Annotated in this window: 25 protein-coding genes; 13 read left to right on the top strand and 12 right to left on the bottom strand. The window is 67.0% G+C overall.

What is annotated here, in order from left to right:
* Nucleotides 1-90: 90 nt before the first annotated feature.
* The 4 genes from HMPREF0591_RS28665 to HMPREF0591_RS28650 are packed head-to-tail and all read right to left on the bottom strand — an operon-like array spanning nucleotide 91 to nucleotide 2791.
* Nucleotides 91-318, bottom strand: a complete 228-nt coding sequence (locus HMPREF0591_RS28665) for a hypothetical protein (protein ID WP_007172327.1) — start codon at nucleotides 316-318, stop codon at nucleotides 91-93.
* A gap of 13 nt (nucleotides 319-331) precedes the next feature.
* Nucleotides 332-1258 (bottom strand): conjugal transfer protein, encoded by a 927-nt coding sequence (locus tag HMPREF0591_RS28660; protein WP_007172326.1) that lies wholly within the window; start codon nucleotides 1256-1258, stop codon nucleotides 332-334.
* Nucleotides 1259-1274: 16 nt separating this feature from the next.
* A complete protein-coding gene (locus HMPREF0591_RS28655) occupies nucleotides 1275-2489 on the bottom strand; it encodes a hypothetical protein (RefSeq protein WP_007172325.1) in 1215 nt (404 codons plus the stop codon).
* Nucleotides 2486-2791, bottom strand: coding sequence for a hypothetical protein (locus HMPREF0591_RS28650; protein ID WP_007172324.1), 306 nt, complete (start codon nucleotides 2789-2791; stop codon nucleotides 2486-2488). The genes HMPREF0591_RS28655 and HMPREF0591_RS28650 overlap by 4 nt, the downstream gene beginning before the upstream one ends.
* A gap of 98 nt (nucleotides 2792-2889) precedes the next feature.
* Here HMPREF0591_RS28650 and HMPREF0591_RS30545 point away from each other — a divergent pair, with 98 nt between their 5' ends.
* The 10 genes from HMPREF0591_RS30545 to HMPREF0591_RS28590 all read left to right on the top strand — a co-directional run bounded on the left by HMPREF0591_RS30545 (nucleotide 2890) and on the right by HMPREF0591_RS28590 (nucleotide 10426).
* Nucleotides 2890-3324 (top strand): hypothetical protein, encoded by a 435-nt coding sequence (locus HMPREF0591_RS30545; protein ID WP_007172323.1) that lies wholly within the window; start codon nucleotides 2890-2892, stop codon nucleotides 3322-3324.
* Nucleotides 3308-3973 carry a hypothetical protein gene (locus tag HMPREF0591_RS28640; RefSeq protein WP_040624365.1) on the top strand — a complete coding sequence of 222 codons (666 nt, stop codon included), beginning with the start codon at nucleotides 3308-3310 and terminating at the stop codon, nucleotides 3971-3973. Before HMPREF0591_RS30545 ends, HMPREF0591_RS28640 begins: the two co-directional genes overlap by 17 nt.
* A 2-nt stretch (nucleotides 3974-3975) precedes the next feature.
* The gene (locus tag HMPREF0591_RS28635) at nucleotides 3976-5379 is read left to right on the top strand and encodes a type IV secretory system conjugative DNA transfer family protein (protein ID WP_007172321.1); all 1404 of its coding nucleotides are present in this window, start codon (nucleotides 3976-3978) and stop codon (nucleotides 5377-5379) included.
* The gene (locus HMPREF0591_RS28630; RefSeq protein WP_007172320.1) at nucleotides 5376-5642 is read left to right on the top strand and encodes a hypothetical protein; all 267 of its coding nucleotides are present in this window, start codon (nucleotides 5376-5378) and stop codon (nucleotides 5640-5642) included. The genes HMPREF0591_RS28635 and HMPREF0591_RS28630 overlap by 4 nt, the downstream gene beginning before the upstream one ends.
* A 321-nt stretch (nucleotides 5643-5963) precedes the next feature.
* Nucleotides 5964-7076, top strand: a complete 1113-nt coding sequence (locus HMPREF0591_RS31670; protein ID WP_007172318.1) for an HD domain-containing protein — start codon at nucleotides 5964-5966, stop codon at nucleotides 7074-7076.
* A 146-nt stretch (nucleotides 7077-7222) separates the two neighbouring features.
* Nucleotides 7223-7639, top strand: coding sequence for a type IV secretion system protein VirD4 (locus tag HMPREF0591_RS28615; protein ID WP_139315438.1), 417 nt, complete (start codon nucleotides 7223-7225; stop codon nucleotides 7637-7639).
* Nucleotides 7632-7781 carry a hypothetical protein gene (locus tag HMPREF0591_RS32725; protein ID WP_007172316.1) on the top strand — a complete coding sequence of 50 codons (150 nt, stop codon included), beginning with the start codon at nucleotides 7632-7634 and terminating at the stop codon, nucleotides 7779-7781. Before HMPREF0591_RS28615 ends, HMPREF0591_RS32725 begins: the two co-directional genes overlap by 8 nt.
* A 79-nt stretch (nucleotides 7782-7860) precedes the next feature.
* Nucleotides 7861-8427: a hypothetical protein gene (locus HMPREF0591_RS28610; protein WP_007172315.1), complete on the top strand. Its 567-nt coding sequence runs from the start codon at nucleotides 7861-7863 to the stop codon at nucleotides 8425-8427.
* Nucleotides 8428-9249: 822 nt separating this feature from the next.
* Complete coding sequence (locus HMPREF0591_RS28595; RefSeq protein WP_007172312.1) at nucleotides 9250-9771, top strand: hypothetical protein; 522 nt, start codon at nucleotides 9250-9252, stop codon at nucleotides 9769-9771.
* Nucleotides 9772-9838: 67 nt separating this feature from the next.
* Nucleotides 9839-10426, top strand: a complete 588-nt coding sequence (locus HMPREF0591_RS28590) for a hypothetical protein (RefSeq protein WP_007172311.1) — start codon at nucleotides 9839-9841, stop codon at nucleotides 10424-10426.
* Here the strand turns inward: HMPREF0591_RS28590 and HMPREF0591_RS34215 are convergent.
* Together HMPREF0591_RS34215 and HMPREF0591_RS34210 are read right to left on the bottom strand one after the other, a co-directional pair.
* Nucleotides 10414-10590, bottom strand: coding sequence for a hypothetical protein (locus tag HMPREF0591_RS34215; protein ID WP_157137590.1), 177 nt, complete (start codon nucleotides 10588-10590; stop codon nucleotides 10414-10416). The genes HMPREF0591_RS28590 and HMPREF0591_RS34215 overlap by 13 nt on opposite strands.
* A 33-nt stretch (nucleotides 10591-10623) precedes the next feature.
* Complete coding sequence (locus HMPREF0591_RS34210) at nucleotides 10624-11157, bottom strand: hypothetical protein (RefSeq protein ID WP_050790173.1); 534 nt, start codon at nucleotides 11155-11157, stop codon at nucleotides 10624-10626.
* Nucleotides 11158-11169: 12 nt separating this feature from the next.
* Here HMPREF0591_RS34210 and HMPREF0591_RS34205 point away from each other — a divergent pair, with 12 nt between their 5' ends.
* Nucleotides 11170-11790, top strand: coding sequence for a hypothetical protein (locus tag HMPREF0591_RS34205; RefSeq protein WP_007172309.1), 621 nt, complete (start codon nucleotides 11170-11172; stop codon nucleotides 11788-11790).
* A 40-nt stretch (nucleotides 11791-11830) separates the two neighbouring features.
* Here the strand turns inward: HMPREF0591_RS34205 and HMPREF0591_RS28580 are convergent, their stop codons facing one another.
* Nucleotides 11831-12103: a hypothetical protein gene (locus HMPREF0591_RS28580; protein ID WP_040624325.1), complete on the bottom strand. Its 273-nt coding sequence runs from the start codon at nucleotides 12101-12103 to the stop codon at nucleotides 11831-11833.
* Nucleotides 12104-12207: 104 nt separating this feature from the next.
* Entirely contained in the window at nucleotides 12208-18066 is a 5859-nt protein-coding gene (gene mobF, locus HMPREF0591_RS28575; RefSeq protein ID WP_007172307.1) for a MobF family relaxase, read from the bottom strand.
* 254 nt (nucleotides 18067-18320) lie between these two features.
* Here mobF and HMPREF0591_RS30520 point away from each other — a divergent pair, with 254 nt between their 5' ends.
* Both HMPREF0591_RS30520 and HMPREF0591_RS28565 read left to right on the top strand, forming a co-directional pair.
* Complete coding sequence (locus tag HMPREF0591_RS30520; RefSeq protein WP_007172306.1) at nucleotides 18321-18800, top strand: hypothetical protein; 480 nt, start codon at nucleotides 18321-18323, stop codon at nucleotides 18798-18800.
* 88 nt (nucleotides 18801-18888) lie between these two features.
* Nucleotides 18889-19413, top strand: coding sequence for a hypothetical protein (locus tag HMPREF0591_RS28565; RefSeq protein WP_007172305.1), 525 nt, complete (start codon nucleotides 18889-18891; stop codon nucleotides 19411-19413).
* A gap of 356 nt (nucleotides 19414-19769) precedes the next feature.
* On the opposite strand, the gene HMPREF0591_RS28560 is transcribed toward HMPREF0591_RS28565, so the two are convergent.
* From HMPREF0591_RS28560 to HMPREF0591_RS28545, 4 genes are all read right to left on the bottom strand, one after another.
* Nucleotides 19770-20816 carry a DUF932 domain-containing protein gene (locus HMPREF0591_RS28560; protein ID WP_007172304.1) on the bottom strand — a complete coding sequence of 349 codons (1047 nt, stop codon included), beginning with the start codon at nucleotides 20814-20816 and terminating at the stop codon, nucleotides 19770-19772.
* A gap of 417 nt (nucleotides 20817-21233) precedes the next feature.
* Nucleotides 21234-21770: a hypothetical protein gene (locus tag HMPREF0591_RS28555; protein WP_007172303.1), complete on the bottom strand. Its 537-nt coding sequence runs from the start codon at nucleotides 21768-21770 to the stop codon at nucleotides 21234-21236.
* A gap of 96 nt (nucleotides 21771-21866) precedes the next feature.
* The gene (locus HMPREF0591_RS28550) at nucleotides 21867-22211 is read right to left on the bottom strand and encodes a hypothetical protein (protein WP_007172302.1); all 345 of its coding nucleotides are present in this window, start codon (nucleotides 22209-22211) and stop codon (nucleotides 21867-21869) included.
* A 417-nt stretch (nucleotides 22212-22628) separates the two neighbouring features.
* Nucleotides 22629-23586 (bottom strand): DUF4192 domain-containing protein (locus tag HMPREF0591_RS28545; protein ID WP_308011540.1); only part of this gene is annotated, 958 nt, incomplete at its 5' end.

Below are 23586 nucleotides of genomic sequence, written 5' to 3'. Positions count from 1 at the left end.
AGGAGGGGAGGTCCCGCAACCTGGTTGGCGGCGTCGAAAAGCGTTGGGGCTGATGCGGTATGCACGTCAGGGTTCCTTTCACGATTTACTTCAGCGGTCCGGGCCGAATTGTGAATTTGGCACAACGGGGCCGAATTCGCGGTCGTGCCCGTGGGCGAGAGGCGGCGCTGCGAACACGAGCGCCGCGGTGAGCACTGTGGTCCAGATGAGGGACGCCCAGACGCGGCGGTACACGTACACGGCGCACAGCAGCACCGAGGGGGCGATCAGGATCGGTACGAGAAGGTGATGGCGGTCGAGAAAATGCAGAAGGCTCATGGTGGGTGTTCCTTTAGCGGGGCGCGGCGGCCGCGGTGGGGATGACAGGGGTCAGTTCGGCGCCCTGGGCGAGCAGGGGGGCATAGTCGAGGCCCGAGACGCTCCAGCGGCCGCTGGTGACGGTCAACGCGATCGGGTAGTCCAGTTGAAGCGGTGCGTACTGGCTGGTCACGGCGTTGACAGTGGCCAACACGTGCACGGTGGTGCCCTCAGCAGGCACATCGTGATCGCCGGGGGCGTGGTTGGAGACGAGTTTGATGACTTGGGCGGAGCGGTAGTCCGCGGCGGGAAGCAGCCCGGAGTTGGTGGTGACGTAGCGTTCCAGCCCGCCGGCGCCGGTCAAAAAGCTGGTGATGAATCCGCTGACCGTGGTGAAAGCCGGTGAGGTGTCGGCGACCGCAGTGGAATAGCCCAGCGGCGCGTCCGCGCCGGCGCCGGGCCCGTTGACCCGGGCCGGTAGTGCGCTGGCCCGCAGTCCGTAGTTGCTGTAGACGACGGGCAGCCGGTAGTAGGCGGTGCGGGGGGTGGCGGCCTCGAACGGGCGCTCGGAGACGGTGATCACCACGCTCCACTGCTGGGTGGTGCCGGCGTCGCTGACCAGGGTGACCGCTGAGACTGCCGGGGAGGTGACGATGAGCGCGGGGGTGGTGGGCAGCTTCATGGGGTCGCGCAGCGACCAGCAGTCATGCAGGACCTGTTGGTGAGATGCGGTGGCGGTGAGCCAACGGGTCACACAGTCTTGGGCGTAGGAGCCGACCAGGGCGGTGCGGTTGACCGCGCTGCGGGCCGGGCCTGCGACGTCGATGGGGTCGTTGAAGATCCACCCCCAGATGGTGGCGATGGCCACCACGCTGCAGGAGGCCAGGCCGATGATGAGGCCCGCGCGGCGAAACGCGGTGTGGGTGCCGTGAAGTCGTTGACGCCAGGTGTTGGTGAGCATGGTTGGTGGAAGCCTCCTACTGGTGCAGGGGTGAGTGGCCGAAGATTTTGATCGACGACGACGCAAACGTGTTGTCAGCGGGATCGGTGTGACTGGTCTCGGCAGGCAGGCCAGGCAGCATCGGGGTGCTGCTGGTCGGTGCAGGATCGGCCGGGGCGGCCGGTGGTCCCATCACCTCGCCGAACAGACCCCCGCCGCCGGGAGCCGAAGTGGTGGTGGGGGCGGTGTCGGCGGGTGCGCGCCCGGTCTCTTGGACGAGCATGATGATTCGAGAGGCCAGCACCCCGCTGCTGGGCAGGGGTTTGCAGGCCTCGCCGTGCACGCTGCCGGTCTCTTGGGGGATCGCGGTGGGCGGGACGTCGTTGAAGCTCCACTGCACCCGGGTCAGGACGCGGTGCTGGTGCCATTGATCGGCGCCCGAGGCGTCGGCCCCGACCCAGCCCGGAGCGATGCAGACCGAGGTGACCACCATGGTGCGGCCGAGATTGATGACCAGGAATTGACCGACGTTGCCGCCGGTGACACAGACCCAGGCCTGGGTGGTGTCGGGGCCGGCGACTGATTGCGCGGCAGTCGATCCGGGCAGGCAGCCCACCGACGTGGCGGTGTAGGGGATGGCCGAGTCTTGGCCCTCGGGCGCCGGGGTGGTACTGGACGGGGCGGCCAGAACGCTGAGCCGGGTGCCCGGCTGTGCGGGTTGAGGCTGCTCGTTGGTGTGCGGGTCGCTGCGCATGGCCAGCAGGCCTGCGCTGACCAGGACGGTGGCCGCCACGGTGATGACCGCGAAGCCCACGGCGATCTTCTTGTTGTAGCGGGGGGTGCTCTTGGTCTTCGCGCCACCGGTGTCCTCGTCCTTGGGGGAGGTGGGCTGGTGGGCCAGATCGGTTGCCGGTGAGGGGTTTTCGGTGCTGTCACGCTCGGTGCTGGGTGCCGGTGTGTCGTCGTCTACAGTGCCGGGCTGCTCATCACGTTCGTCGGCAGGGCCGGGGCCGTCGAGATCAACGAGCTCGTCGTCATCGGCGGGCCGTCGCTCGCCGAACTGCTCGGCACTACCGCCGTCGCCGCTGGGTTCCCAGTCCGGTTCAGGATCGGGACTTGGCGGCGGAGGGAGCTCATCTCCAGGGCCGGGGACGTGCGTGGTGATCACGTCGGGGCCGTCGCTGTCGATCTCATCGAAGAACGCCTGCGTGGCAGCGCAATAGTACTCGTGATCGGTCGTGGGCTTGCTCATGGCAGACGCCGCCGCACACCGGGGGGCAGGCTGCGCGGGCGCAGCGCCGCCGAGGACATCTGGGATGGCGCCCACGGCGTCGCCGGCGGCAGCTGCGGGCTGGCCACGCCGGTCGGGTAGGCCGAGTGATGCTGCGCGCGGCGCGCCCGGCGCCGGCGTGCGCTGACGCCCCAAGCGGCGACGATCAGACCGGCGACCACGACGCCGGCAAACAGGTGTTGGGTCACGAAGACCACCGCTGTGATCAGGGTGAAAACACATCCCATGATGGCGATGACAAAAACGCCCATTACCACGCGCATCTGCTGACCTCCTGTCCTTGGGCTCAGCTTAAGGGGTGGAATAACTGATATTCCACGGCCGTAGCGAAATAACTTGATCGGTTGTTACCGTCATTCGTGTGAATGCAATCCCGGCAGACGGAGTAGGGCGGCTGCTCTTTTTCGTCGAGGACCGCCTCGCGCAGCTGCGCTGGACCCGCGAGGACCTGGCAGCGGCGGGCGGCCCGGCACCCTCGACGCTGTATAAGGCCGCTGAGCGCGGCGGCGGGCTGTCGGTCAAGACACTGGCTCGCCTGGATGTGGCACTGGGGTGGCAAGAGGGTTCGGCGCAGTGGACGCTGGCCGGCGGAAGCCCCACGCTGAGGATATCTGAGCAGGTCAGCAGGTGTGCGGCTGCGGTCGACGCGGCTCGGCGTGACGCCGAATCGGTCGGGGTGGCGCGTACTGCGGCCGAGTTGAAGAACTTTCTGCTGGACGTCGCGCAACGCCTCGGCGACTTTTACACTGAGCCTGTACGAGCCGCGGGGGGTGCTGCTGATGTCAGTGCCTCCTGACCGGTTCGACGAGATCCGCCGCAAGTGGATTGCCCGTAACCAACGGACGTTTATATTTCAGAAAAGGCGTGCAGAAATTGTTGCACGCCAAATACGAGATCGCGACACCGACCGTACCGGTGCGCGGGTTGATCCCGCTGACGACGACGTTATTCATCCGTGGTATGCGCGCGGAATTAAAACACCGTATGCAATGTTTGATTGGGTGCTTTTTATGACTGCGGCGGTGCTGGCGCCGCTGGGCTGGCCGGCAGGTAAAGCGTTGTCGGTGAGTGTCGTGCAGCTAATTCCTGGCGAACTGCGTTCATACCCGATCGCCGCGTTCATGTGGTCATCGGCCATCGTCGGTGCTCCGCTTCCACTGCTGTTGTGGCTGGCAGGCCCGGGCGATTCCCTGGTGTCGGCGGCCGCGATTCCGTGGTTGCTGGCTCAAATCCCGGCGACGCTGCTCACAGCAGGTGTCTACGGGATTTTGGAGGGCTGGCTGGCCGTAGACGGGGCCCGCGACTGGTGGCCGATGCGCCCGCCCGATGACGTCGATGAGATCGACTTCGGATTCCTGCAAGCCGACGATTTGACCGGGCCGGGAGTGTTCCCCACCCACCGTGAAAGTCCGCCGGGAGATCCCAGCCCCATCAGGAGGTCCTAGGAATGTATGTTCGGCGTGCTTCACCCTACTGCGGGTTTTGCCGCGACGACGGAAAGCTTGTCGTGGCCGAAGCACCCGCACACATCCTGGTCTCTGCGCCCACGGAAACGGGAAAGACGACCGGCGTGCTGGCGCCGGCCAGTGTGCTATGGGGCGGGCCCGCTGTCTGCGTGTCCAGCAAAGATGACCTGATGTGGTTGGTGTGCCAACGACGTTGGGGCCCAAAGCAAGTCATCGACTTACGCCCGGATTACTCGCCGGTCTATCCCACCGACGCCGAGGTGCGCTCATTCGATCCGACCGCGCTGATTCGCACTCCGGATCAGGCGGTGACCACCGCCAACACCATGATGCAGATGTCCGCGGTCGGTCTGGGATCAGGAATCGACCAGGTCTCTGATGCCGGGATTTGGGAATCCAACACCGAGGCCCCGTTGGCGGCGATGCTCTATGCGGCCTCACCGTGCGGCAACGGCAAGGGCATCGAATGGGTGCTGATGGCCGTGGACAACCTCGAAGAAGACAAAAAGGCGCCCGACGCGCCAGGCTGGCACAGCGCCGCCCGCTACGTGGCCCGTCAACCCTTGTTCCGCAACGCACTGATGCGGACCCTGGCCATGGACCCGCGCCAGCGCGACAGCATCGCCTTGACGATGCGCAAAGCGGTCACCCCGTGGATGCGGTTAGGGCTGCGCGGGATGACCGAGCCCACATTCGACGAATCGTTTCTGTCCAACCCCGATGCCACGCTGTTCATCCTGGCACCGGCCGAAGGGTCCATCGCCGGCGCCGCGGTCACCCTGCTCGAGCACCTCGTGCGCAGCTGGCGCGGCAAGACCGCACGAAAAGAAATGATGCACCGGCTGCTGATTGTGATCGACGAGGCGGCCAACGTGGCCCCGATGCCGGCCCTGCGCCGTCACGTTTCAGAGGGCCGGGGCCTGGGGGTCAACCTTCTCTTGTCGGTGCAGGGGTCGAGCCAGTTCGACACGATCTATGGCAAGGCTTACGCCCAGGAGCTGCGCGACACCTTCCCGGCCGCCCTGATCATGTACGGGGCCGCGGAGATGGAGATGCTGCAGCGCGCCGAGCAGTGGTCACGCGAAACCACCCGCCGCCAAGAGACTTTCGACCAAGCCAGCAGCGGCAAGACATTGTCTTCACACCTCGGTCCGAGTCTGGATTACCGGCGGCTGCTCCCACAAAACCTCGGCCAAGCACGGATGCTGCGGCGCGGCACAGCCGGCATCGCCACCGAGCTTCCCGATTGGCCGGTTTTTGTCAAACGGTATGACAACGCGGTGAACAGGCTGCTACAAGCCGACCCGCCGGAGCGTGAACCAGAAACGATGTGGGAATGGGTATTACAGCGCCACCGCCGAGCCATGAAGGCGCTCAAGACATGAGCGACGCCGAGCAGCTGCGCGCGCAGCTCGTTGACGTCCTGGCGGGCGCCGGCGGTCCCACCACAACCAGCGCGGCGCGCATCGCCGTCTCTGAGCATCGTGGCCGACGTGGCCGGCGACCGGTGGTGGCCGAAGAGGTCTACCGGGCCTTGCTCACCCTGCAGCGCCGCGGTGTGGTGCGCCGCGTCCACGACCAGCCCGGCCACCTGGCGCACTGGGAATTAACCCACAGCCATCGCCATCGGCGCGAGCAGGCGGGCTGATGATGAGCGCGTTGCACGACAAGACCACCGACCACTGGGTGCGGTCGAACCTTGTTCGCACACTGGCCTTTTGGTCATGCCTTCTGACCGTAGAGGCCGTCACCTGTCTGGGATTGCTAGCGAGCTTCGACTATGTGGCACGGGTACACGACCACACCGCGACGTGGCCGGCCGTCCATGCCAAATGCGTCTTTCCGGCTGACTCATTAGGTGATGTGCGGTGAGTGCGTCGATCAGCGCCCCGAGCCAGCGCAGTTGGCGTCAGCAACTATGCACTCGCCAGCCGCACCAGCGCGTACACAAACGTGACAAGGGGGACCGGTGAACGTCGAAGATGCTCAGTTCATGGCGCTGCAGCTGCTGTCGAAGTCGACCTACACCTCGGCTGCGCCGGTGACGACGCGGCGTTATTCCCACACTGCCGGTGTGGCCGCGACCGCTGGGCGGCTGGCGCGGGTACTGGCACCCGGACATGAGGAGGACATCGTTACTGCGGCGTGGCTGCATGACATTGGCTATTCCCCGGATTTGGTGGATACCGGTTTTCACCCGCTCGATGGCGCCAGATACGCCCAACAGGCCGGGATTTCACCCAATGTGGTGAGTTTGATCGCGCATCATACGGGCGCGGTGGTCGAGGCTCGTGAAAGAGGGCTGCACGAGCAGCTAGCAGCGTTTCCGTTGCCGGCCGACGTGGCGGAGCTGGCCATCCTCAGCTGTGCCGATTTGTGCACAGGCCCCGATGGCGTCCCGATCGATCCGGCCGAGCGGCTCGCCGAGGTACTTCAGCGGTACCCGACAACAGATCCCGTGCACCGCGCCATCACCACGTCAGCGCCACTGCTGATCGCTCAGGCGCGGCTGGTTCTCGCGGCCGCGGAGGCGGCCGGATACGAGGCGCCGCGGGTGGACCTTCCTGGCCGCGTTGACTATGTGCCGGCGGGGCGGCAGTGGTGTGCGGTGTGGTCGGATGTCCACTACCGTGTCAGCGCCCGCCGGGTGTCACAGGAGGTCAGCGGCAAGACGTCGAAGATTGCCAACGGCGTCGGGATCTGTCTGGCGAGCCCACCGGAGGTGTGGGATTGCGTCGAGGCCGAATCGCTGAGTGCTGATCTGGGCGCGGCGAGCGCCGCTGCGTCAGGAAATGCGTTGTTCTGGCAGGAATACCGCGCTGATCCTGCGGAATTTTGGTTCCGCGTCGACGACGAGGACCCGACTAGCACATTCTATTTCGACGATGTTGTCCAACTCCTGCTCGACATGGCAGCGCGCGCCCGTCCAGTCCGGATTCAGCAACGCACCTTCACGACCCTCAGCGACGTTAGCGAATGGACCGACATTGCACGCCTCACCAATGATCGACCGGTCGATCTGCGCAGTGTGAAGTTCATTCCACGGTCCACTGTGGTTGGCGAAAGTGCCAGCGATGCATGAAGTTACGGCGTTTATCGGCTGCGGTATCCGTGGCCGCCGGCTCTGTAACGGGACTGTGCCCGCGGCAGTGCCGGTCATCAACCACAGGACCTGGGCCAAACACTCGCGGCCCAGAACACCAACCATCACCAAGTTAAGGAGCACAAGTGAGCACAGTGGATGATCCAACCATCCTGGTAGGCAGCCCGTCCGAGGCGATGACAGCAGCTCAGGCGCTACTGGATTCGGCGTCGGCCGGACGCGACCACCACTACGACGTCTGGGCCACCGTGGCTGTGGCCCCGCTCGCGGCGATGCTGTATGCGGCATCCCCAGTAGGCAACAGCCAGGGCATCAGCTGGGTGGTGCAGGCCGCCACCACTATCGACGTGGCCACCGATGCGGACACACCCAGCTGGCGCAACACCATTGCGGCATTGGATGACCAACCGCTGCTGAGTAATTCGCTCGAACGCGTGCTGGGCTGGGACACCCGCCAACGGGACAGCATCGCAATCACCCTGCGCGATGCACTGCTGCCATGGCTGCCGACCGAAAGCGCAAGGCGCGCAAGCGGTGAATGACTCACGGAAGTTTCCGTGGCTGGGCGGCCTCGCCGCGGCCATCACCGTAGCGGTGCTGCTGATCGCGGTGGCCATCCACGGCACGCTGCAGGTGATCGACGACGTTGCCAACCAGGTCACAGACGCAAGTTACCAGCCCTAACGTTGCCCTCATCGCCGCGGCCAACTTCGCAATGGCCAGGGCGACAACAATAATCACGACCAAAGATCGGGAATCACCAATGGCTGATACGCCGCACTTCCTCGACTCCATTGACGTCGACCCAGCAGACCCAAACAGCAACGATCCCTGGGGGACGGACCCGGAACCGCGCTACGCACGCTTCGAGGCCGACGACGCTGCGGTACGCAAGGACGCAGCGATAGATTTCGCCCTCGACGAGGCGCATAGCAATGCCCGATGGTCGCGCATTTACTCCGACTGCGCGCGTAGTGAAGCCAACCGGGCCACGATCTACCGTGACACCGCCGAGACCTGGGCCGCCTGCTCGGATATCGATGCCGACAGAGCAAGTGTGAGCGCCGGCAGTGCCTGGTTAGCTGCGGAGACGGCTAACCTAAGTGCTGAAATCGCCGGCAGTGCAGCGCGATCGGCCACCGCGGATCGCCGCCTGGCGTTTAGCCTGACCATGTTCGTGCTAGGGCTCATTCTTGGCGTCATGCTCGCTGTCCTGATCTATCTGTGGGTGATCGCGATTGCCCACGATGCAGCGCCTGGAACGCCAGGGCTACTACCGCACCACGGTGCCACACCGACTGCAGACCAGCAGTTCAAGCTCGCATCGTGATCTGACAAGCGCGAAAGGCGTTCGCGAATGAACCCATCACCGCTGCCGGCGACACCCACTGAGGCGCCACCACATCTCTGCCACGCTCGCGGCTGCGACACTGAGATTGAACCGCGGTTATTCATGTGTCCGGCCCATTGGGCTCAAGTACCACCTGTGCTTCGTGAGTCGATCAAGTCGACCTATCGGCCAGGCCAGGAACTCGACAAACAGCCCAGTGAGCAGTACCTGGCATTCGCGGCCGCCGCGATCGCCGAGGTAGCGCACAAAGAAGAACGGCAGCGGCAGCGAGGCCGCCGCGCACCTTCCAAACCGGTGCAGCTGGCCCTGTTCGACGTCGCACCCAGACGATGAAAATTATTTTTGAAGATTGCAGCGCAAGGAGATTAGGGCAGGATGCGCGAAGGCGATGGCGACCCGCCACGGTATTTCGTGGCGCTGAGCTCGGGAACCGGGTACCTCACTGACCATACCGGTCTTGTCGAGACGCTTCAGCGACAGAGCGAGTTTGATTGGTACGTGGCCGAAGACGTGCCCATGGTCCCCACTATATGGATAAGCGTGGGCGACAGTGAGTTTCGGCAGCTCCGGATGACACGGAGACACGTCGGCGGCTCCCGAACCTGCATCGAAGAGCAATGGACGCTAATCGACACACGTACCGGGCAAGTGGTTGAACGGCTCACCACTTCCTACGCCGAACCCGAGCCGGGGTGGGCCTAGGAGCAGCACCGCTTGGCGATTCTGAACTAGTTGGTGGTTACGACATGTCCTATGCCGCTGAGAGAATGCCGCAAAGATAAGAATCGAACTGGGGTGGCGATGAGCATTGAAGATGACACGTTGGGGCCGGCCGATGTCACGTTCAGTGACGGTCAAACGGAGCGGTACGCGGCCGTTGAGCTACTCAATGATGGGGTTCTCAAAACCACGCAGCGCGCCGCGTTCGAGCACCCGGAGTTCGGTACCGGAATCGGCGAAACACAGGTGCGTTACCACGCGCCACACACGTGGCGCTATGTAGAGCTCGTGGCCATCGAGAACGGCACCTTGTGGGTCAGCGACGCCGACTGGGAGAGCGAAGAAGCCGCCAAATGGGAACAGCTCGCAGGGTGCGTCTCGGTCGAAAACGCGTACCAGGTGATCGCCGACTATTTGCTAAAGCACTACGCCAAGTACTACGGAGCGCACGCCCTGGAGAGTGCCCGGACGACCTTCAACCTTGAGCCCAATGAATCACGGGCGTCAAAAGAGGTCAGGAACGATGAGGGCGAGCCCCGGCGGCTGGCCTTCCGCTGGGCAAGCACCCCGAGGGCGACGGGGCCTTTTAGCCCTTTTATGTGAAAGACGGGGGCGCACCAAATTGGGCTGAGCGTCGCGCACGGCCGTGGTGTCTCGGTATGGTTTTCCCATGTCGTTGCTTGCGACGTCGCCGATGATTTCGGATGTCTGGGTGGCTCAACGGCTGCCTGACTTGCCACCGGCCCGTGAGTTTCTGATGTCAGCCGGGTTCGGCGGGGCTGCGGCCCTGCTGGCAGCCCTCGTGTTGGCCGCCGTCGCACTGTTTGCGGTCGGGCGGGCCACCAAGCGCTACCAGCAAATTCGTGATGCCGAACGCGACAATGCGACAGTCCAGCAGTGCTGGCAGCGGCTGGTGTGGATAGTGGAAACCGCCGGTGTAGAACCGGCCGACAACCAACGCGCCACCGTGGGATTGGGGCCAGAATTAGCTCTCGAACTGCTGCGGGGTTTGTTGCGCGACGCTGAGGATCTGCGCGCCGACACCCTCGCCGAGGCGGTCACGGTCTATCTGAACGAATTCTCGCGGCTCTTGGCCCACCAGGGCAGCGTGCCCTCAGAACCGTCCGCTACAGCCCCGGCCGACCAGCGGCCACGAGGAAATCAGCCCGCGGCCGAACCGGCACAGACTAATGGCGCACCGCCCGAGACCCCCAGCAAAGTGGCGGTCGCCAGCGATCGCCGCCGTCAGCGCCGATGACACACCTGCGGCAGCACATCGAGGAACTCGACGTCGATCGCTGGGCGCCGATCACCAAACGGGCCGCCACCGCCGCGGTCGATGCTGCGCAGCGGCACGGCAAAGCCTCGCCTGCAGAGGTAGCCGCGGCGGCCGCGATGAGTGAATCTGAGCTCATCGAGCACCGCAACCGCGAAGGCCCAGCACCGCAACATCTTTCACCGGTGATGCGGCTTGTCGAGGCCGATCATCGTCGCGCGGTAGCCGAGCATCAGACGCGCCAGGCCCAGCAGCTCCAACGCGACGCGGAAGCGGCCGCACAGATAGCTCGCAGCGAGGCCGCGGAGTCCGCCCGGGCGGCCGCCGAGGCCCGCGAACAGGCGCGCAGAGCAGACACCGCGGCCGCGAGTAAGGCCGCCCAACACGCCGCCGAACTTCGCAGCGCCCAACAGACTTTGGACGAGCTGCGCGCCGAGCTCGAACAGGTACGCGCCGACGCCGCCACCGAGCAGACCACGGCCGCCGAGCAGCTGCGCGCCGCCAATGAGCGGGCCGAAGAACGAGCTGCAGAGCGCCGCGAGGAACGCGCAGCCGCTCAGCAAGCCCTCGAAGAGGTCCGAGCCGAGCTCGAAAGGGTACGCGCCGACGCCGGCGCCGAAGTAGCAGCCGCCCAGGAGCAGGCGCGTGCCGCACAGGAACGCGCCGAACAACGCAGCGCCGAGCGGGCCGCCGAGCGCGGTGCAGCGCACCAAGCCCTAGAAGAGTTGCGCGGCGAGCTCGAAGAGGTCCGCGCTCGCTCGGCGGCCGAGGTCGCGGCCGTGCAGGGCCGCGCCGATGGCGAGGTTGCCACGGTGCGCGCTGCACTGGCACGGGCCCGGGCAGAAGCTGACGACGCTGTGACGGCTCTACATGCGGCTCAAGCAGAGGCCGCGCAGGCACGCGCAGAAGCCGAGCAGGCCCGCCTGGCCGGCGCGGGCGCCCCGGATCTGCTCAGTGTTCCTATTCCCGCCCCGGAAGTGCGGGCGCATACCGGCCCGATCGAAGACGCGCTCTCGGCGGTCGCTGCCCTTGACCAGGTACTGGAAGCCGGCATGATCAGCGACGGTCAGCCGGTCGACGGTGAGGCTGTCCGCGCCCTGGTGGCGACGGTGCAGCGGCAAGCCGCCGATCTGTCTGAGCAGTTACACGCCTTGTCGGCCCGGTACAGCGATGGTTGGCAAGCCCACGCCGCGCACACCTACGTGGGCGCGGCTACCCAGGCATACGGCGGCCTGCTGGCCCGAATCGCCTCGGCGACACAGCGGCTGGGCCAGCAAGATCCGACCGGTGACGCGGTGGCTGAGGTGGTGACGGCGATGCTCGACGCTCATCCTTGGCGGCGTTGAGACCGACCGGACGCCAGATGGCGAATTTCGCCACCAAAACCTACACGGGTGGGACGGCACGCAGCAGCTGATCTAGATGCGGTGCGGCGACGCTGTGCTGGTAGGCGCTAAGGCAGTCAGTGAGTTCAGCTTTGAGGTCGGCGGGCAAGGGCACGGCGTGCTGCACTAGCGCGCGCAAGACAGTGGTAATGGCGCGGTAGGAGTCACCTGCACCGAGCACGGCGTAAAGCTGGGCACTTTCGGCGGCGGAAAGAGACGGGCTGGTGACGTCGACCAGCTTCCACGCCAAATCGGCTTCGGCCCAGGTGTCCACATGGTTATTGTCGCGGGACATCGATGAAAGCGCTGCCCGACGCGAGACGGTGGTCTGGGCCCGTGCCGGGAAAAATTACACTGCTGCACCCACACGGTGGGCGGTTAGAGTTCGAGGCCGTTGCCGCGGTCTTGGTCGCGGCCGCGTGCGCGGTCGCGGGCAGCGATGGCATCCAATCGTGCTGTGCTGGTGGCGATGTCGGCCAGCTGGCCGAGAACCTGGTCGCGTTGGCGCAACAGTTGCTCGGCGCGGCTGCGCTCGGTGCTGGGCGTGTTGGTGGCGGCCACGTGGTGGGCGGCGCGGTCGATGGCGGTGCGGGTCTGGCGATACTCGGGGTCGGGGACGCCGAGTTGCTGGGCGTGCGGCAGGTCGTTGGCCAAGACGGTGAGCAGCGTGTGGTCGGGTTGCTGTTCGCCGGGGGTGGCGATGAGCAGGAGTTTGGTGTTGGTGGCGGCGGCGCTGTGGGCGAGCCAGCGCAGCTGATCGGCGGTGAGGGCATGGTCGTCGTCGACGATGAGCAGGCTGCCCAGCGGTAAGGTGCGGTGCTTGCTGGTGACATCGTCGCGGTAGGCGTCGATGGTGGTGGTCGCGTCGGCGTAGGTGCGCTCGGCGGACTCGGTGTCGGTCACTGCGATGGCGGGCTTGTTGTGGTGGTGGGCGGTGGCGGCCAGGGCGGCCAGTGCGGCGGTTTTGTCGGCGCCCGGGTGCACGTGGAGCAGTTGGACGCTGTGGATGTTGGTGGTGATGGCGGTGACTGCGCGACGGTGCTTATCGTCGAGGGCTTCAAGGGCTGCCGGCGGGGGGCTGTACATCGCGGCGGGGCTGGCCGCGCTGGCGGCGGCAAGGAAGTCGACTTCGGCGTGGAGTTGGTCTAGGTCGGCGCCCAGATCGTAGGTGTGGGCGGGGGTTTGGGCCAGGGCACGGGCCGCGGCGGCTTCGGCGCGGGCGAGTTGGTCGTCGAGGGCGCGGGCCTGGCGGCGGGCGGCATTGAGGGTTTCGGTGTCGGCGCGCAGTGCGTAGGCGCGCCGGTCGTGCAGGTGTTGTTCGGTGACGATGCCGGCCGCGCCGCCGACGGTGGCGATGAGTTCGGCGCGGGCCTCATCGAGGCGGGCGCGGGCGGTGCGCACGGCGGTGTCGACCCGCTCGGTTTGTGCGCTGGCTTGGTTGTGGTGCTGCTGGTAGCGGTCGGCGGCGTCGTGTTCGCCGCGTTCGGTGGCCGCGGTGATCGCGGCCTCGAGCTGGGTGAGGAGTTGGCGGTGTAGCTCGGCGGTGTCTTCGGCGTGCACCCAGCGGGTGTGCGCGGCGGCTAGGGCCTGCTGGTAGGGGCGTTGGTCGACGAGCTGTTGGTGCAGTTGGGTGAGCTCGGCGGCGGCTGCGCGTTCGGCGGGCCCGCCGCCGCCGGTGAGGATGGCGTCGGCGAGCTGTTGTGCGTGCTGGTGGGCGGCGTCACGGTGGGCCCGCAGGCCGGGGATGTCGATGTCGTCGACGCGGGCGGGTGTGGCGGGCCGGGTGGTGGGCAGGTCGGCGATGTCGAGGCCGGCGAGGTCGTCTTCGACAAAGCCGTAGGGGTAGTCGTAGGGGTCGGGCGGGGGCTCGTGCAGATCGGCCTCGCTGATGAGGTGCTCGTTGAGGTCGAATTGTTGTTGGCCGGTGGGTGTTTCGGCTTGTTCGGCGGGGTGGGGGACGTCGGAGTCGATGGTGGCGGCGTGGTGGGCGAGCAGCTCGACGCGGTAGGTGAGCAGGCGGGCGTACTCGTCGGGGCGGATGGTTTGGGTGGCCGAGATGTCGTGGAGGTGTTCGGCGGCCGCGGCGAGCAGATCGTGCGGGGGCCAATCGGCGGCGGTGACCGCGGCGACCAGCCCGGGCCAGGCGGGATCGGTGATGACGGCCTCGGCGATGCGGGTACCTAGGAAGTGGTGCAAGTCGGCGGTCCAGGCGGGCCGCAGCTTGGTGTCGGTGCCTTCCAGTGAGGGGGGTGCCAGCGTACCGGCCAGTCGCCACCACAGGGCCGCGGCGGGCATTTCGGCGGGCAGGGGCCCATGTTGGGCCACGGCGTCGTGCAGCAGGGCGGCGACGTCGGCGCCGGCGCGGGCGGCGCCGTCAAGGTGGGTGGCCAGCCGCGGCCAGAACGGGTCGTCGGCGATGTGGGGGTCGAGGGTGGCGGTGAGTTGGCGCCAGCGGGTGGTGTCGGCGCCGGCGCGGGTGAGGGCGTCGTCGAGGCGGGTGTGGATGGCTTGTTGGACGATGGCTGAGCGGGTGGCGTTTTGGTGGGGTCCGGTGATGCGGGTGTCGGCTGGGTCGACGTTGTGGGCGGCGCGGAAGACGGCGATTTCGGCGAGCAGGTTGCGGTGGTCGTCGAGCAGGGGGCGCGCCCATGCCGGTGCGGTGGCGGCATCCCAGCCGCGGGCGGTGGTGCGAATGTTTTCGGCGAGTTCGCCGACGAGTTGAGCGCGTTGCTGCAGGCAGGTCGCCCACGTTGGATCGGCGGCCAGGACGTCGGGGATGGCGGGTAGCCAGCGCAGCGGGCCGAGGTCTGCGGCGGTGTTGCCGATGGGGGCGGGCAGGCGCCAGTCGAGTACGGCGGCGGGGTCGTGCGCGTCGCCGAGCTGGGTGGCCGCGGCGTCGTGTAGGGCGGCGATGGGGTCGTGTCCTTCGATGGCCAGCAGGGCGAGGTGGCGGCGCAGGACGGGCCATGCTTGGGCTTCGGTCACCTGGTGGGGAAGCGCGGCGGCGGTGGTGTCGATGCGGGCCATGACGGCAGGGCCGGCGTGGTGTTCGGCGCCGGCGGTCAGGGCGTCGGTGTACATGTCGGCGACGCGGTGCAGCCGGTTGAAGGGGTCGATGTGGGCGGCGGCGGCGCTGTGGGCCGATAGTTGGGCTCCGTCGCGGGCCAGGATCGCGGAAAGAATGTCGACGGCGGTGGGGGGGTGGGTGGCTTTGGGCGCCAGGATGCGGTGCGGGTCGGCTTCGGCGGTGGAACCGTAGCAGTGGTTTTCGGTGCGGCCGCGGGTTAAGGCCACGTAGAGCTGTTGGCGGGTGAGGCGGTCGGAAAGGACGGTGTGGCAGGTGCCTTCGATGTCGCGGCGCCCGGCGGTCATACCTTGGGCGGCGTTGATGGTGCTGGCGTAGCCCAAGGTGGTGTGGGTGCCCACATAGCGGGCGGGCAGTCGGACCGGGGTGGCTCGCCCACGCAACGGAACAACGGTCAGCGAGCCGTCTTCGTGGACGGTGCGGATGATCCAGCGGTGCCCGTTTTTGACCCATTTGCCGCGTTGTGCGGTGCGCAGCCAGCGGGCGTTTTTGCGGGTGGCGATCCAGTCGCCGGCTGAGGCGGTCAGTCCGTCGGCCAGGGTGACGGTCGTGGCGTCTGCGGGGCTGGTGGGTTGGCTGGTTGTCTGGGCTAAGCGGTCGAGGCGGGCGCGTTCGTTGAGTTCGGCGACGAGCTCGTTGGTGGGGGCTAACAGGATCGAGTCGCGGCCGGCGGCGATGTCGGCCGACCAGGCTCGGTAGGCCATGTCGGCGGCGGTGGCATCGGCGCCGACATGGACGCGGTGGTGATCGATGTAGAAGCCGATGCCGGCGGGGTCGCCGGCGCGGATGGCCAGGCTGGCGGCGGCTTCGGCTTGCCCGGTCTCGGGGTGAGTGAAGCGCACGACGGTGCTCAGAGTGACGGTCTCGTAGCGATCGGCGAGGTCACGCAGGATGCCGCCGGCGGAGATGGAAGCCAGCTGCTGGTCATCACCGATGAGGCGCACACTGGCCCCGCGTGCCAGGGCGTGGGCGATCACGATGTCGAGATCCAACGTGGAGGCCATACCGGCCTCGTCGATGATCAGCAGGGTGTCAGAGTCGATGGCGGTGAACCATTTTCGGGCCGGATCATCGGCGGGTGCGGGTTCGCCGGCGCGGGTTTCGGTGAGCTGGACGAGTTTGGCGATGGTGTCGGTGGGAGCGTTGAGGTCGGTGTTGAGAACTTCGGCCGCACCGGCGGTGGGGGCCAGCCCGATCACGTTGCCGCCGGCGTTGCGCCAGGCGCCCGCCAGTGCGGCCATCGCGGTGGTTTTCCCGGTGCCGGCCGGGGCTAGGGCGAGCTGGACGCGGGCCCCCGAAGACGCCATTTCGCGTACCAGCGCCACCTGGCCGGCGTTGAGCTCGACGTCTTGGTTGGCTTGGTATTCCAGCAGCGCCAACCCGATGCTGGTGTCATCGACGGTGCGGCCATCGCGCAGCCCGGCGGCCGCCAAAATCCGCCGCTCCGCCGACAAGATGTCCGCGCTGCTATACACCGTGGTGTCGTGGCGGGTGTAGACGCTGGAACCGTCGCGGCGGCGCAGGGCGGCGGGCTCGTTTTTCTCCGCGTCAGCATCGGTGGTCAAGGCGACACTGTGCTCGCTTAAAGCGCTCGCCACGAGCCGGTTGACCAGTTCGGGGCCGCCGGGGTGGTTGGCGTAGCGCAGCTCGCGTTGGGCTTCGGCGCGGACGTGGTTGATCGTCCAGGTGGCCCGGGATTCTGAGACGGTGGCGATGATGGCGGCGGCGTGCTCGTGGACCCATTTGTCGGTGATCTCGACCCGTTGGGACACCGCCTGATTCGTGACGTCGGCGACCATGGCGGTCAGGGCGCGCTGGCTGCCCAACACCTCGACGGCCTGCACCCGCCACACGTGGCGCTGTTCACCCAGCGAGCGCGGTTCGTGCTTGGCTTGGCGGGTTTCCAAGGTGGCCCGTTGAGACAACGCGAGCATCTCGACGACGGTGGGTTCACGGCCATGGTCGACCTGGAATTGCTTGGCCAGCTCACCGACACGATGGTCAATGGCCGCGCTTCGCGAGGAGAATTTCTCGATCAAAGCTGTAGCCATGCCGACGATTTCGCGCACCGGGCGTTTGCCGCGTTTGGCGGGGGTTTCGGCGAAACGCACACCGAGCTTTGCGATGAGCAGCGCTTCGATGCGGGTGTTGTAAAACTCTGATGCGGCGACGGTGGCGTGGTGCAGTGGGGTGCCGTCTAAGGCCAGCCAGCGCGGCACCCCATCGGGGCCAATGACTTGTACCTTGTTGCTGACCGCGGCGTGGGTGTGCAGGTTGGGATCTCCGGCGCGCGAGTCGCGGTGATCGAAGGCCGCCACGATCAATCCGGTGCTGTTGACTTGGGCTACGCCGTGGGCCCCCATGCGCGCAAAGGCTGCTTGGTCTTCGAGAAATTCCAGGGTTTCGGCCACGGCCTGGCGGTGGCATTCCTCGATCCCTTGGGCGATCGGTGTCGGCGCGATCGCCCACAGCGCCGAGACGGATTTGACCGGGGTGAAGGTGAGGTCATAGCCGGCCACCGCGGTGGTGGCCGCGCGGGAATTGCTGGCGATAAACCCCGACAGTTCTCGTTCATCAGCCGGTGGGCGAGAGTAGGTTTCGGTGAACATTTCACGCGCGAGTGCGGTGCGGATGCGGGCCTTAATGTCGGCGGCGAGGCTGGCGTGCTCCTCGTTGCCCACGGTGGTGTTGTAGTCGCGGTAGGCCTGGCGCAGCCGGGTCATGAACTGGTTTTTGGTGTTGTTGGTAGCGAACGGGCGGCCTAGCCGCACGGCGGCGATCTTGCCCGCCTGGGCGAGGCCAAATCCGGTGAGATGGTGGGTGATTCGGTCGGCGTTGGGGTGGAGTCCTTCACCGAAAAGGGCTTTCATTTGGTCTTCGCTGACTTGCGATCCGTGCGGCACCGACCACAGTTGCGCGACCAAGGGGTCTGCGGGGTCGCGGGAGACGGGCTGGCCGAGTGCGGCCAGCCCGCGGCCCATCCAGGTGCCCGGAGATTCGCCTTTGGCGCTGTAGTACTCGCCCAGGCTGGGACGGCCCCGGTCGGTGGCATCCGAGGCGGCGACTTGGCGAATCAGATACATGTAGCCATCGCCAGCGGTCAACTTGTGTAAGCCCATCACCGCCGCATCACCACCAATCCACCGTGACATGTGCTTGAGTGTTACGCGACGCCCGCGCGACACGAATATCGCGTTCGTTAGGCCACCTAACTAGCGTCCGTTACCAAACCGTGACCTGAGTGCAAGAGGTGTGATGTGCTGGAGGCGGGTGAAGTTAGGGTACCCTAAGTGGCGGTGGGATGGTGTGGCGAGGGGTCGGGTCCGGGCATAGCAGGTGGTGGCGGTGGTGAGATTTTTGGGTTCGGGTGCGGCGTAAGGGTTTTGCGGGCTTTACGGTGTGAGACATGGGAAACAAGGCGGTGAGCAAGCAAGCCCGGCGCGCGGCGCGGGAAGCGGCAACAGCGGCGCAAGACGAAGTGATCCGACGCACGAAGGCCAACGTCGAGGACTTAGCGACGTTCTTCGATGCGCGCGACCGCGCCGAAGCGGTCGATGCGTGGCTGGCCGAGCGCCAGCAGGCGCTGGCGCAGCAGGCCGCACAGCGGCGCGCCAACCAACGGGTCAAGGCAGGCGCGGCGCTGCGCGCGATGCGTGACCGCGGGGAAACGCTACGTGAGATCGGCCGCATGGCCGGGCTCAGCGAAAAAGCGGTGCGCGACTTGATTCGTGAAACCGAATCCAGCGAGCAGGCCGCGGAACCGGTAGCGGGCGCGGTTACACCGGCGCCGGCGGTCACACCAGAACGCGTGGGCGGCAAAGGCGATGACGCACAGAGCCCACCAGCGGATGCGTTGACAGCGGAGCCGATACCGGCGCACGCGTAGCCGGGCCTCGCAAGGTTGTCAGTGCCGGCGGGGATGATGACGGCGACGGGCGGCGCAGGGCCGCAAGGGAACCGAAAGCATCGGGAGTATGGGGGTTTCGGAACCGCTACGGCTGGTGGTGGATCGGCGCGTGCACGCCGAGGAGTTAGGTCGGTTCGAAAACAACGTCGTTCGGGGCCCGGGCGCCGACGATTGCGCGATCTGGTGTTCGGCGATCGGCGGGGACGGGTACGGACGGTTTTGGGTGTACCGCGGTGGTGCGCGGATGATGGTGCGGGCCAACCGGTATGCGCTGGCCGCCTCGCTGGAGGGGAAGGCGTTAGAGCCGTGGGTGCGCGCCCTGCACGGCTGTGACAATCCGGTGTGCGTGCGAGCGAGTCTGCCCGACGAACTCGGCTTGCTGCATGTCATCGGCGGCTCGCAGCGCGACAACATGCAGATGATGGCGCGGGCGCGCCGCGGCGGGGGCCGGGTGCTGGTGCGCCGGGGCGATCACGGAGTCATGGCGCGGCGAGCGCGCGCGGTGGCGCTGCGCGATGCGGTGCGCCACGGATGGGATGCCGAAGCCGTCGAGGCAGCGCTGCTGGGCTCTACCGACCCGACACTATGGTGAGCGGCCGGGCACCAACGGATTTGGCCGTGGCAGCCGGTGGCGTGGCCGTCGAAACCCAGATCGCGGCCCGAGGCCTAGAAAGAGCGCCGGGGGGGCGCGGGGATGGGCGCGTAGTCGAAGCGCGGCAGCGAGGCGGCGCGGCGCGGCGAGCCGGCGAGTGCCGGCGAGGATCGCGGACAAGACTCGAGGCCCCCCGGGTCGGGCTGAGCACGTCCGGCGGCGGGAATCGTGGCGGCGGTGGCGAACAGGTGGCGACGTGCGGCAAGCAACCGTGATGCGGGAAGAAAAAAGGGGGCCCGGCCAACCCCTCGTGGTGGGAGAGGGCTGGCCGGGCCCGGGTAGACCACCGGGGGCAGCTAGAGGGTCTGAAGCATCCGGAACGCTTGAGCTTTCAGCGATTGTCCGCTGGCCGCGGTGGTGATGTTGCGCAACGCGCGCGCGGCGCTGGCGTCGGTGGCGGTTTTGGCGCCGCGGACTGGAACGACGTGGTCCAGGTATTCGGTGACCGCGTTGTAGGCGGCCCAGCGGGTGCCGGCGATGGGCGCGATGGTCTCAGAGGACGTCCACAGTTTCACGATGCTGTTGGCGCGTTCACGACGGTGGCGGCGCGTGGCGGTAGTGCCCGCCGAGTCGACCTCGAGCAGCGTGTTGGCGAAGCTGCGCATCTCCTCGGTGTCCATCGGGGCGGCATAGAGCGCAGCTGCCTCGGCTTCGAATGCCTCGATGTAACGCCAACTGAGCTTGAGGGCGTTGCGGGCCTCGGCGATGGAGGCTCGCGCGCCGCCGGTGTGGCGGATGGAGAAGCTGGACTTGGCCGACCGGATCGCCGCGCTTTGGGTGTTCGCGCAGACAATGCGGATGGGCGACAGGAGGAAACGGAAGGCTGCACTGCCATCGTGAGAATTTAAGGCCGCGAGGTAGAAGTCAGTGCGGTCTTTGCTGCCGTCCTTACCGTCGAAGACCATGCTGCTGGGCAGCTTCATGGTGACGAAGGTTTCCCGCCCGCCGCGCAGCGCGCCGGCGGTCTCGAAGTGGGCGCCTCCGCTTTGGTCCACGAGGGCGTCGAGCAGGTCGCAGGAGGCCTCGTTTTGGAGGGGCTCGTACTTGCTGCCAACGACCCCGAGGACGTCGAGGCGACCGTTGATCGGGTTGGTGCGCACGGTCGCATAGAAGTCGGGCACCACCAGAGGCGCCGGCGTGGTGACGCCGGTGTCGTCGATGACGGGTTCCTGGGGAACCTGCAGCGGCATTTTGCGGACGTTCCAGCCGGCCATGTGCGCGGCTTCCAGTGCCTCGCGGGCGGTCATGGTGTGGCCAACGGTTTGACCGAGGCGGTGCCAGTGGTCGCTGCGGGAGTTAGCGAAGGAGACGTGCCCGTTGGTGGTGTCGAGTTCGTGTGCCATGAGAGATGTTCCTTTCCGGGAAACTGTGTTTTGTTCGCGCCGGTCAGCGCTGGGGTGCGGGTAAGCGGGTGAGGGTGGACGCTCAACCCCGAAGAGTCCCGGGCCGGGAGCTCGCCGGGTTTTCGGCCCGGGCTCGCCGGCGCGCAGCGCCTTCGGGCGAGCTTCCGTAGGGCCGAAAACAGTCACTCGGCACGGCGATGCCCGGCCCGGGCGTGGGTTGAGGGGGCGGGCCCCCGCCCGATTACCATGAGCACCCCGCTGACAGGCAAATGAGGTGAGGGGCTACGGGTTTGGTGGCCACCGCGAGGTGGCCAGTCCGGTCGCGCGGGGCGCGCCGGCCACCGCGGGGAACCGGAAGAAAAAGGGGGGCCCGGCCAACCCCTCACGATCGGAGAGGCGGCCGGGCCCGGGCGCCGGTCAAGTCCATAACAGGCTGGGGACTTTCGTCCAGGTGTGGCCAGGGTGGGTGTCGGTGAGGTAGATGCGGTCTCGTGTCCAGCGGCCGGGCCTGCCGTATCCGTGGGCGGTCAAGACGGGCAGCATGTTTCGGGGCTGCTCGTAGTCGTCGAGGGGCAGGGCGCTTTTGTCAAAGTACTCGCGGCGGTCGGCGTTGCACACGTAGATGTGGGCAGCGGGGCGCGAGGACGGCCGGGGGGTGTTGGCTGTGATGCCGGCAGCGTGGTCGATGAGGCCTTCGAACCGGACGAACTGGTGGGGTTGGATAGCCCAGTACAGATTGGTGTCCTGTCCTGGCTCGGCGGGGGCGTAGTCACCGGCCCACACCAGCCGCGATCCCCCGTCGAGGGCGAGCAGTGTTTCGACGGCGGCGAGGAAGGGTGTGCCTTCGCGGGTCTGGACGCCCAGGCGTTCACTGATCCCGTAGTCCGCGGGGTGAACTGCGCGGGTGATGCGGCCGGCCTGGTCGAGAAATGTCGCGATGTAGTACTCGCCCATGGGTGAATTCTCCTTCGTGTGACTGAGGTTGGTAGGTGAGAGGCGGTGGTGGTTGGACAGGGTGCAAAGTCGGGCCTGCCCAACCACCACCGGTGGCTAGTGATAGAGGGCGCCGTGGAGCCGCTCGGCGGTGAGCAGCTCCCAGCCGCTGGAGGCGCACGCCCAGGCGGTCTCGCCGATGACCACGACGTCGCCGACGCTGAGGCTGCGGTGACCGGCGAGCCGGTACTTGAGGGCCCATGGCTGGTCGGGCTCATCGATGTTGAGCTGCTCAAAGACGAGTTCCAGACAAGCCTTGATCTGCTCGGTGCTGGGTGGGCACGCCACGGTCAGCGTGAATCCCGCGGCAGCGGCAAGCTGCGCGGGTGCGAGCTCTCCGAAGCCGTGGAACTGATGGGCGCCTTCGTTGAGGTACACGGTGGTGATGAGGTCGTAGGACATGCGATTTCTCCGTTCTGTGCGGTGCTGGGCGCGCCGGTCAGCGCTGGGGGAGTGGGCTAACCGGGTGAGGGTGGGCGTGCAACCCCGAAGAGACCGACCCGGTTACTCGCCGGGTTTTCGGCCCGGGCTCGCCCGGCGCGAAGCGCCATCGGGCGAGCTGCCGTAGGGCCGAAAACAGTCACTCGGCACGGCGATCACCGGGTCGGGCGTGGGTTGCGCGGTCGGGCCCCCGCCCGGTTAGACTGCGACCCTTGCTGACGGCAAACAAGGTGAGGGGCTACGGATTTGGTGGCCACCGCTGAGGTGGCCAGTCCGGTCGCGCGGGGCGCGCCGGGACCTCAGCGGGCCGGAAGAAAAAGGGGGGCCCGGCCCACCCCTCACGATCGGAGAAGTGGCCGGGCCCGGGACATGTTGGGGTTATTCGGGGTTGGTGGCGTCGACGATGGCGCTGCGGATCTGTTCGGGGGGCATGCCTGAGCGCAGTGCGGTCAGCAGCATCAGCGCCAGCCGCGGCGGCGGGGTCTTGGTGGCTTCGGCTTCGTCGAGTGCGGTGCGCGCCGCGATGGCCGCGCGCACGCTGTCCTCGAGCAGGCAGTAGCAGGCGGCGGCGATCGTGAGCGCTTCGGCGCGGGGCTGGCCGCGCAGGCGCCGGCCGATGTGAGTCCACAGTTGCGCGCCGGCCTCGGTGTGTTGGGCGGCGGCGATCATGGCGTCACGCACGGCGACGTCGGCGGTGATGGCGATGCCGGCGCGGGTCGGTAGCGTGCGACTGATCTGGTGTCCCTCGAGTGCGGCGGCGATCTCTGCTGCGGCACCGATGACAAGCTCGCCGTGGTCGCCGAGGGCGATCGGCGGGGCTGGCGGCAGGGGCGCGAATTCGGCTTGGATGTCGCTGCGCGCCGGGCTGACTCGTTCACCGCCGAGCACCCGGTGCGCGGTGACCAGAGAGTCGGTGTAGGGGTAGGTGGGCCCGGTTGCGCCGGTGTCGGGGTCGTACCACTGGCCTTCGGTGGTGACATCACGAGTCATCAGGCGGCGCAGCACTGGAATCCCGGCGGCGCGCAGCGCGTCGCTCAGGGCGTCGAGGACGGTGACGGCATGCCATTCGTAGCTTTCGTCGCACACGGCCAGGAGCACGGCGGCGTGGTTAGTTTCGGGCCGCAGGTTGCATGTGGCCGGGAAGTTGGTGGCTTGTTCGGCGCTGATCGTGACATCGAAGCGAATTGCGCTGCGGACCACCAGGTCGCTGGTGTGGGTGTCACGGTGCAGCATGTAGGCGACGACGCTGTTGGTGGGTGCGAAGCCCAGGAATGCTGCTGCGGCGGCAACGATGTCGGCTTCGGTGCGCAAGGCGGTGGTGGGCATAGTGTTGTTC

The sequence above is a fragment of the Mycobacterium parascrofulaceum ATCC BAA-614 genome, assembly GCF_000164135.1.
GTDB lineage: Bacteria > Actinomycetota > Actinomycetes > Mycobacteriales > Mycobacteriaceae > Mycobacterium > Mycobacterium parascrofulaceum.
This window is presented reverse-complemented; position numbering and strand designations above follow the sequence as displayed.

Coding starts and splice junctions, on each gene's coding strand:
- HMPREF0591_RS28665 (WP_007172327.1), bottom strand. CDS start 318: ATGAGCCTTCTGCATTTTCTCGACCGCCATCACCTTCTCGTACCGATC.
- HMPREF0591_RS28660 (WP_007172326.1), bottom strand. CDS start 1,258: ATGCTCACCAACACCTGGCGTCAACGACTTCACGGCACCCACACCGCG.
- HMPREF0591_RS28655 (WP_007172325.1), bottom strand. CDS start 2,489: ATGAGCAAGCCCACGACCGATCACGAGTACTATTGCGCTGCCACGCAG.
- HMPREF0591_RS28650 (WP_007172324.1), bottom strand. CDS start 2,791: ATGCGCGTGGTAATGGGCGTTTTTGTCATCGCCATCATGGGATGTGTT.
- HMPREF0591_RS28640 (WP_040624365.1), top strand. CDS start 3,308: ATGTCAGTGCCTCCTGACCGGTTCGACGAGATCCGCCGCAAGTGGATT.
- HMPREF0591_RS28635 (WP_007172321.1), top strand. CDS start 3,976: ATGTATGTTCGGCGTGCTTCACCCTACTGCGGGTTTTGCCGCGACGAC.
- HMPREF0591_RS28630 (WP_007172320.1), top strand. CDS start 5,376: ATGAGCGACGCCGAGCAGCTGCGCGCGCAGCTCGTTGACGTCCTGGCG.
- HMPREF0591_RS28610 (WP_007172315.1), top strand. CDS start 7,861: ATGGCTGATACGCCGCACTTCCTCGACTCCATTGACGTCGACCCAGCA.
- HMPREF0591_RS28595 (WP_007172312.1), top strand. CDS start 9,250: ATGAGCATTGAAGATGACACGTTGGGGCCGGCCGATGTCACGTTCAGT.
- HMPREF0591_RS28590 (WP_007172311.1), top strand. CDS start 9,839: ATGTCGTTGCTTGCGACGTCGCCGATGATTTCGGATGTCTGGGTGGCT.
- mobF (WP_007172307.1), bottom strand. CDS start 18,066: ATGTCACGGTGGATTGGTGGTGATGCGGCGGTGATGGGCTTACACAAG.
- HMPREF0591_RS30520 (WP_007172306.1), top strand. CDS start 18,321: ATGGGAAACAAGGCGGTGAGCAAGCAAGCCCGGCGCGCGGCGCGGGAA.
- HMPREF0591_RS28565 (WP_007172305.1), top strand. CDS start 18,889: ATGGGGGTTTCGGAACCGCTACGGCTGGTGGTGGATCGGCGCGTGCAC.
- HMPREF0591_RS28560 (WP_007172304.1), bottom strand. CDS start 20,816: ATGGCACACGAACTCGACACCACCAACGGGCACGTCTCCTTCGCTAAC.
- HMPREF0591_RS28555 (WP_007172303.1), bottom strand. CDS start 21,770: ATGGGCGAGTACTACATCGCGACATTTCTCGACCAGGCCGGCCGCATC.
- HMPREF0591_RS28550 (WP_007172302.1), bottom strand. CDS start 22,211: ATGTCCTACGACCTCATCACCACCGTGTACCTCAACGAAGGCGCCCAT.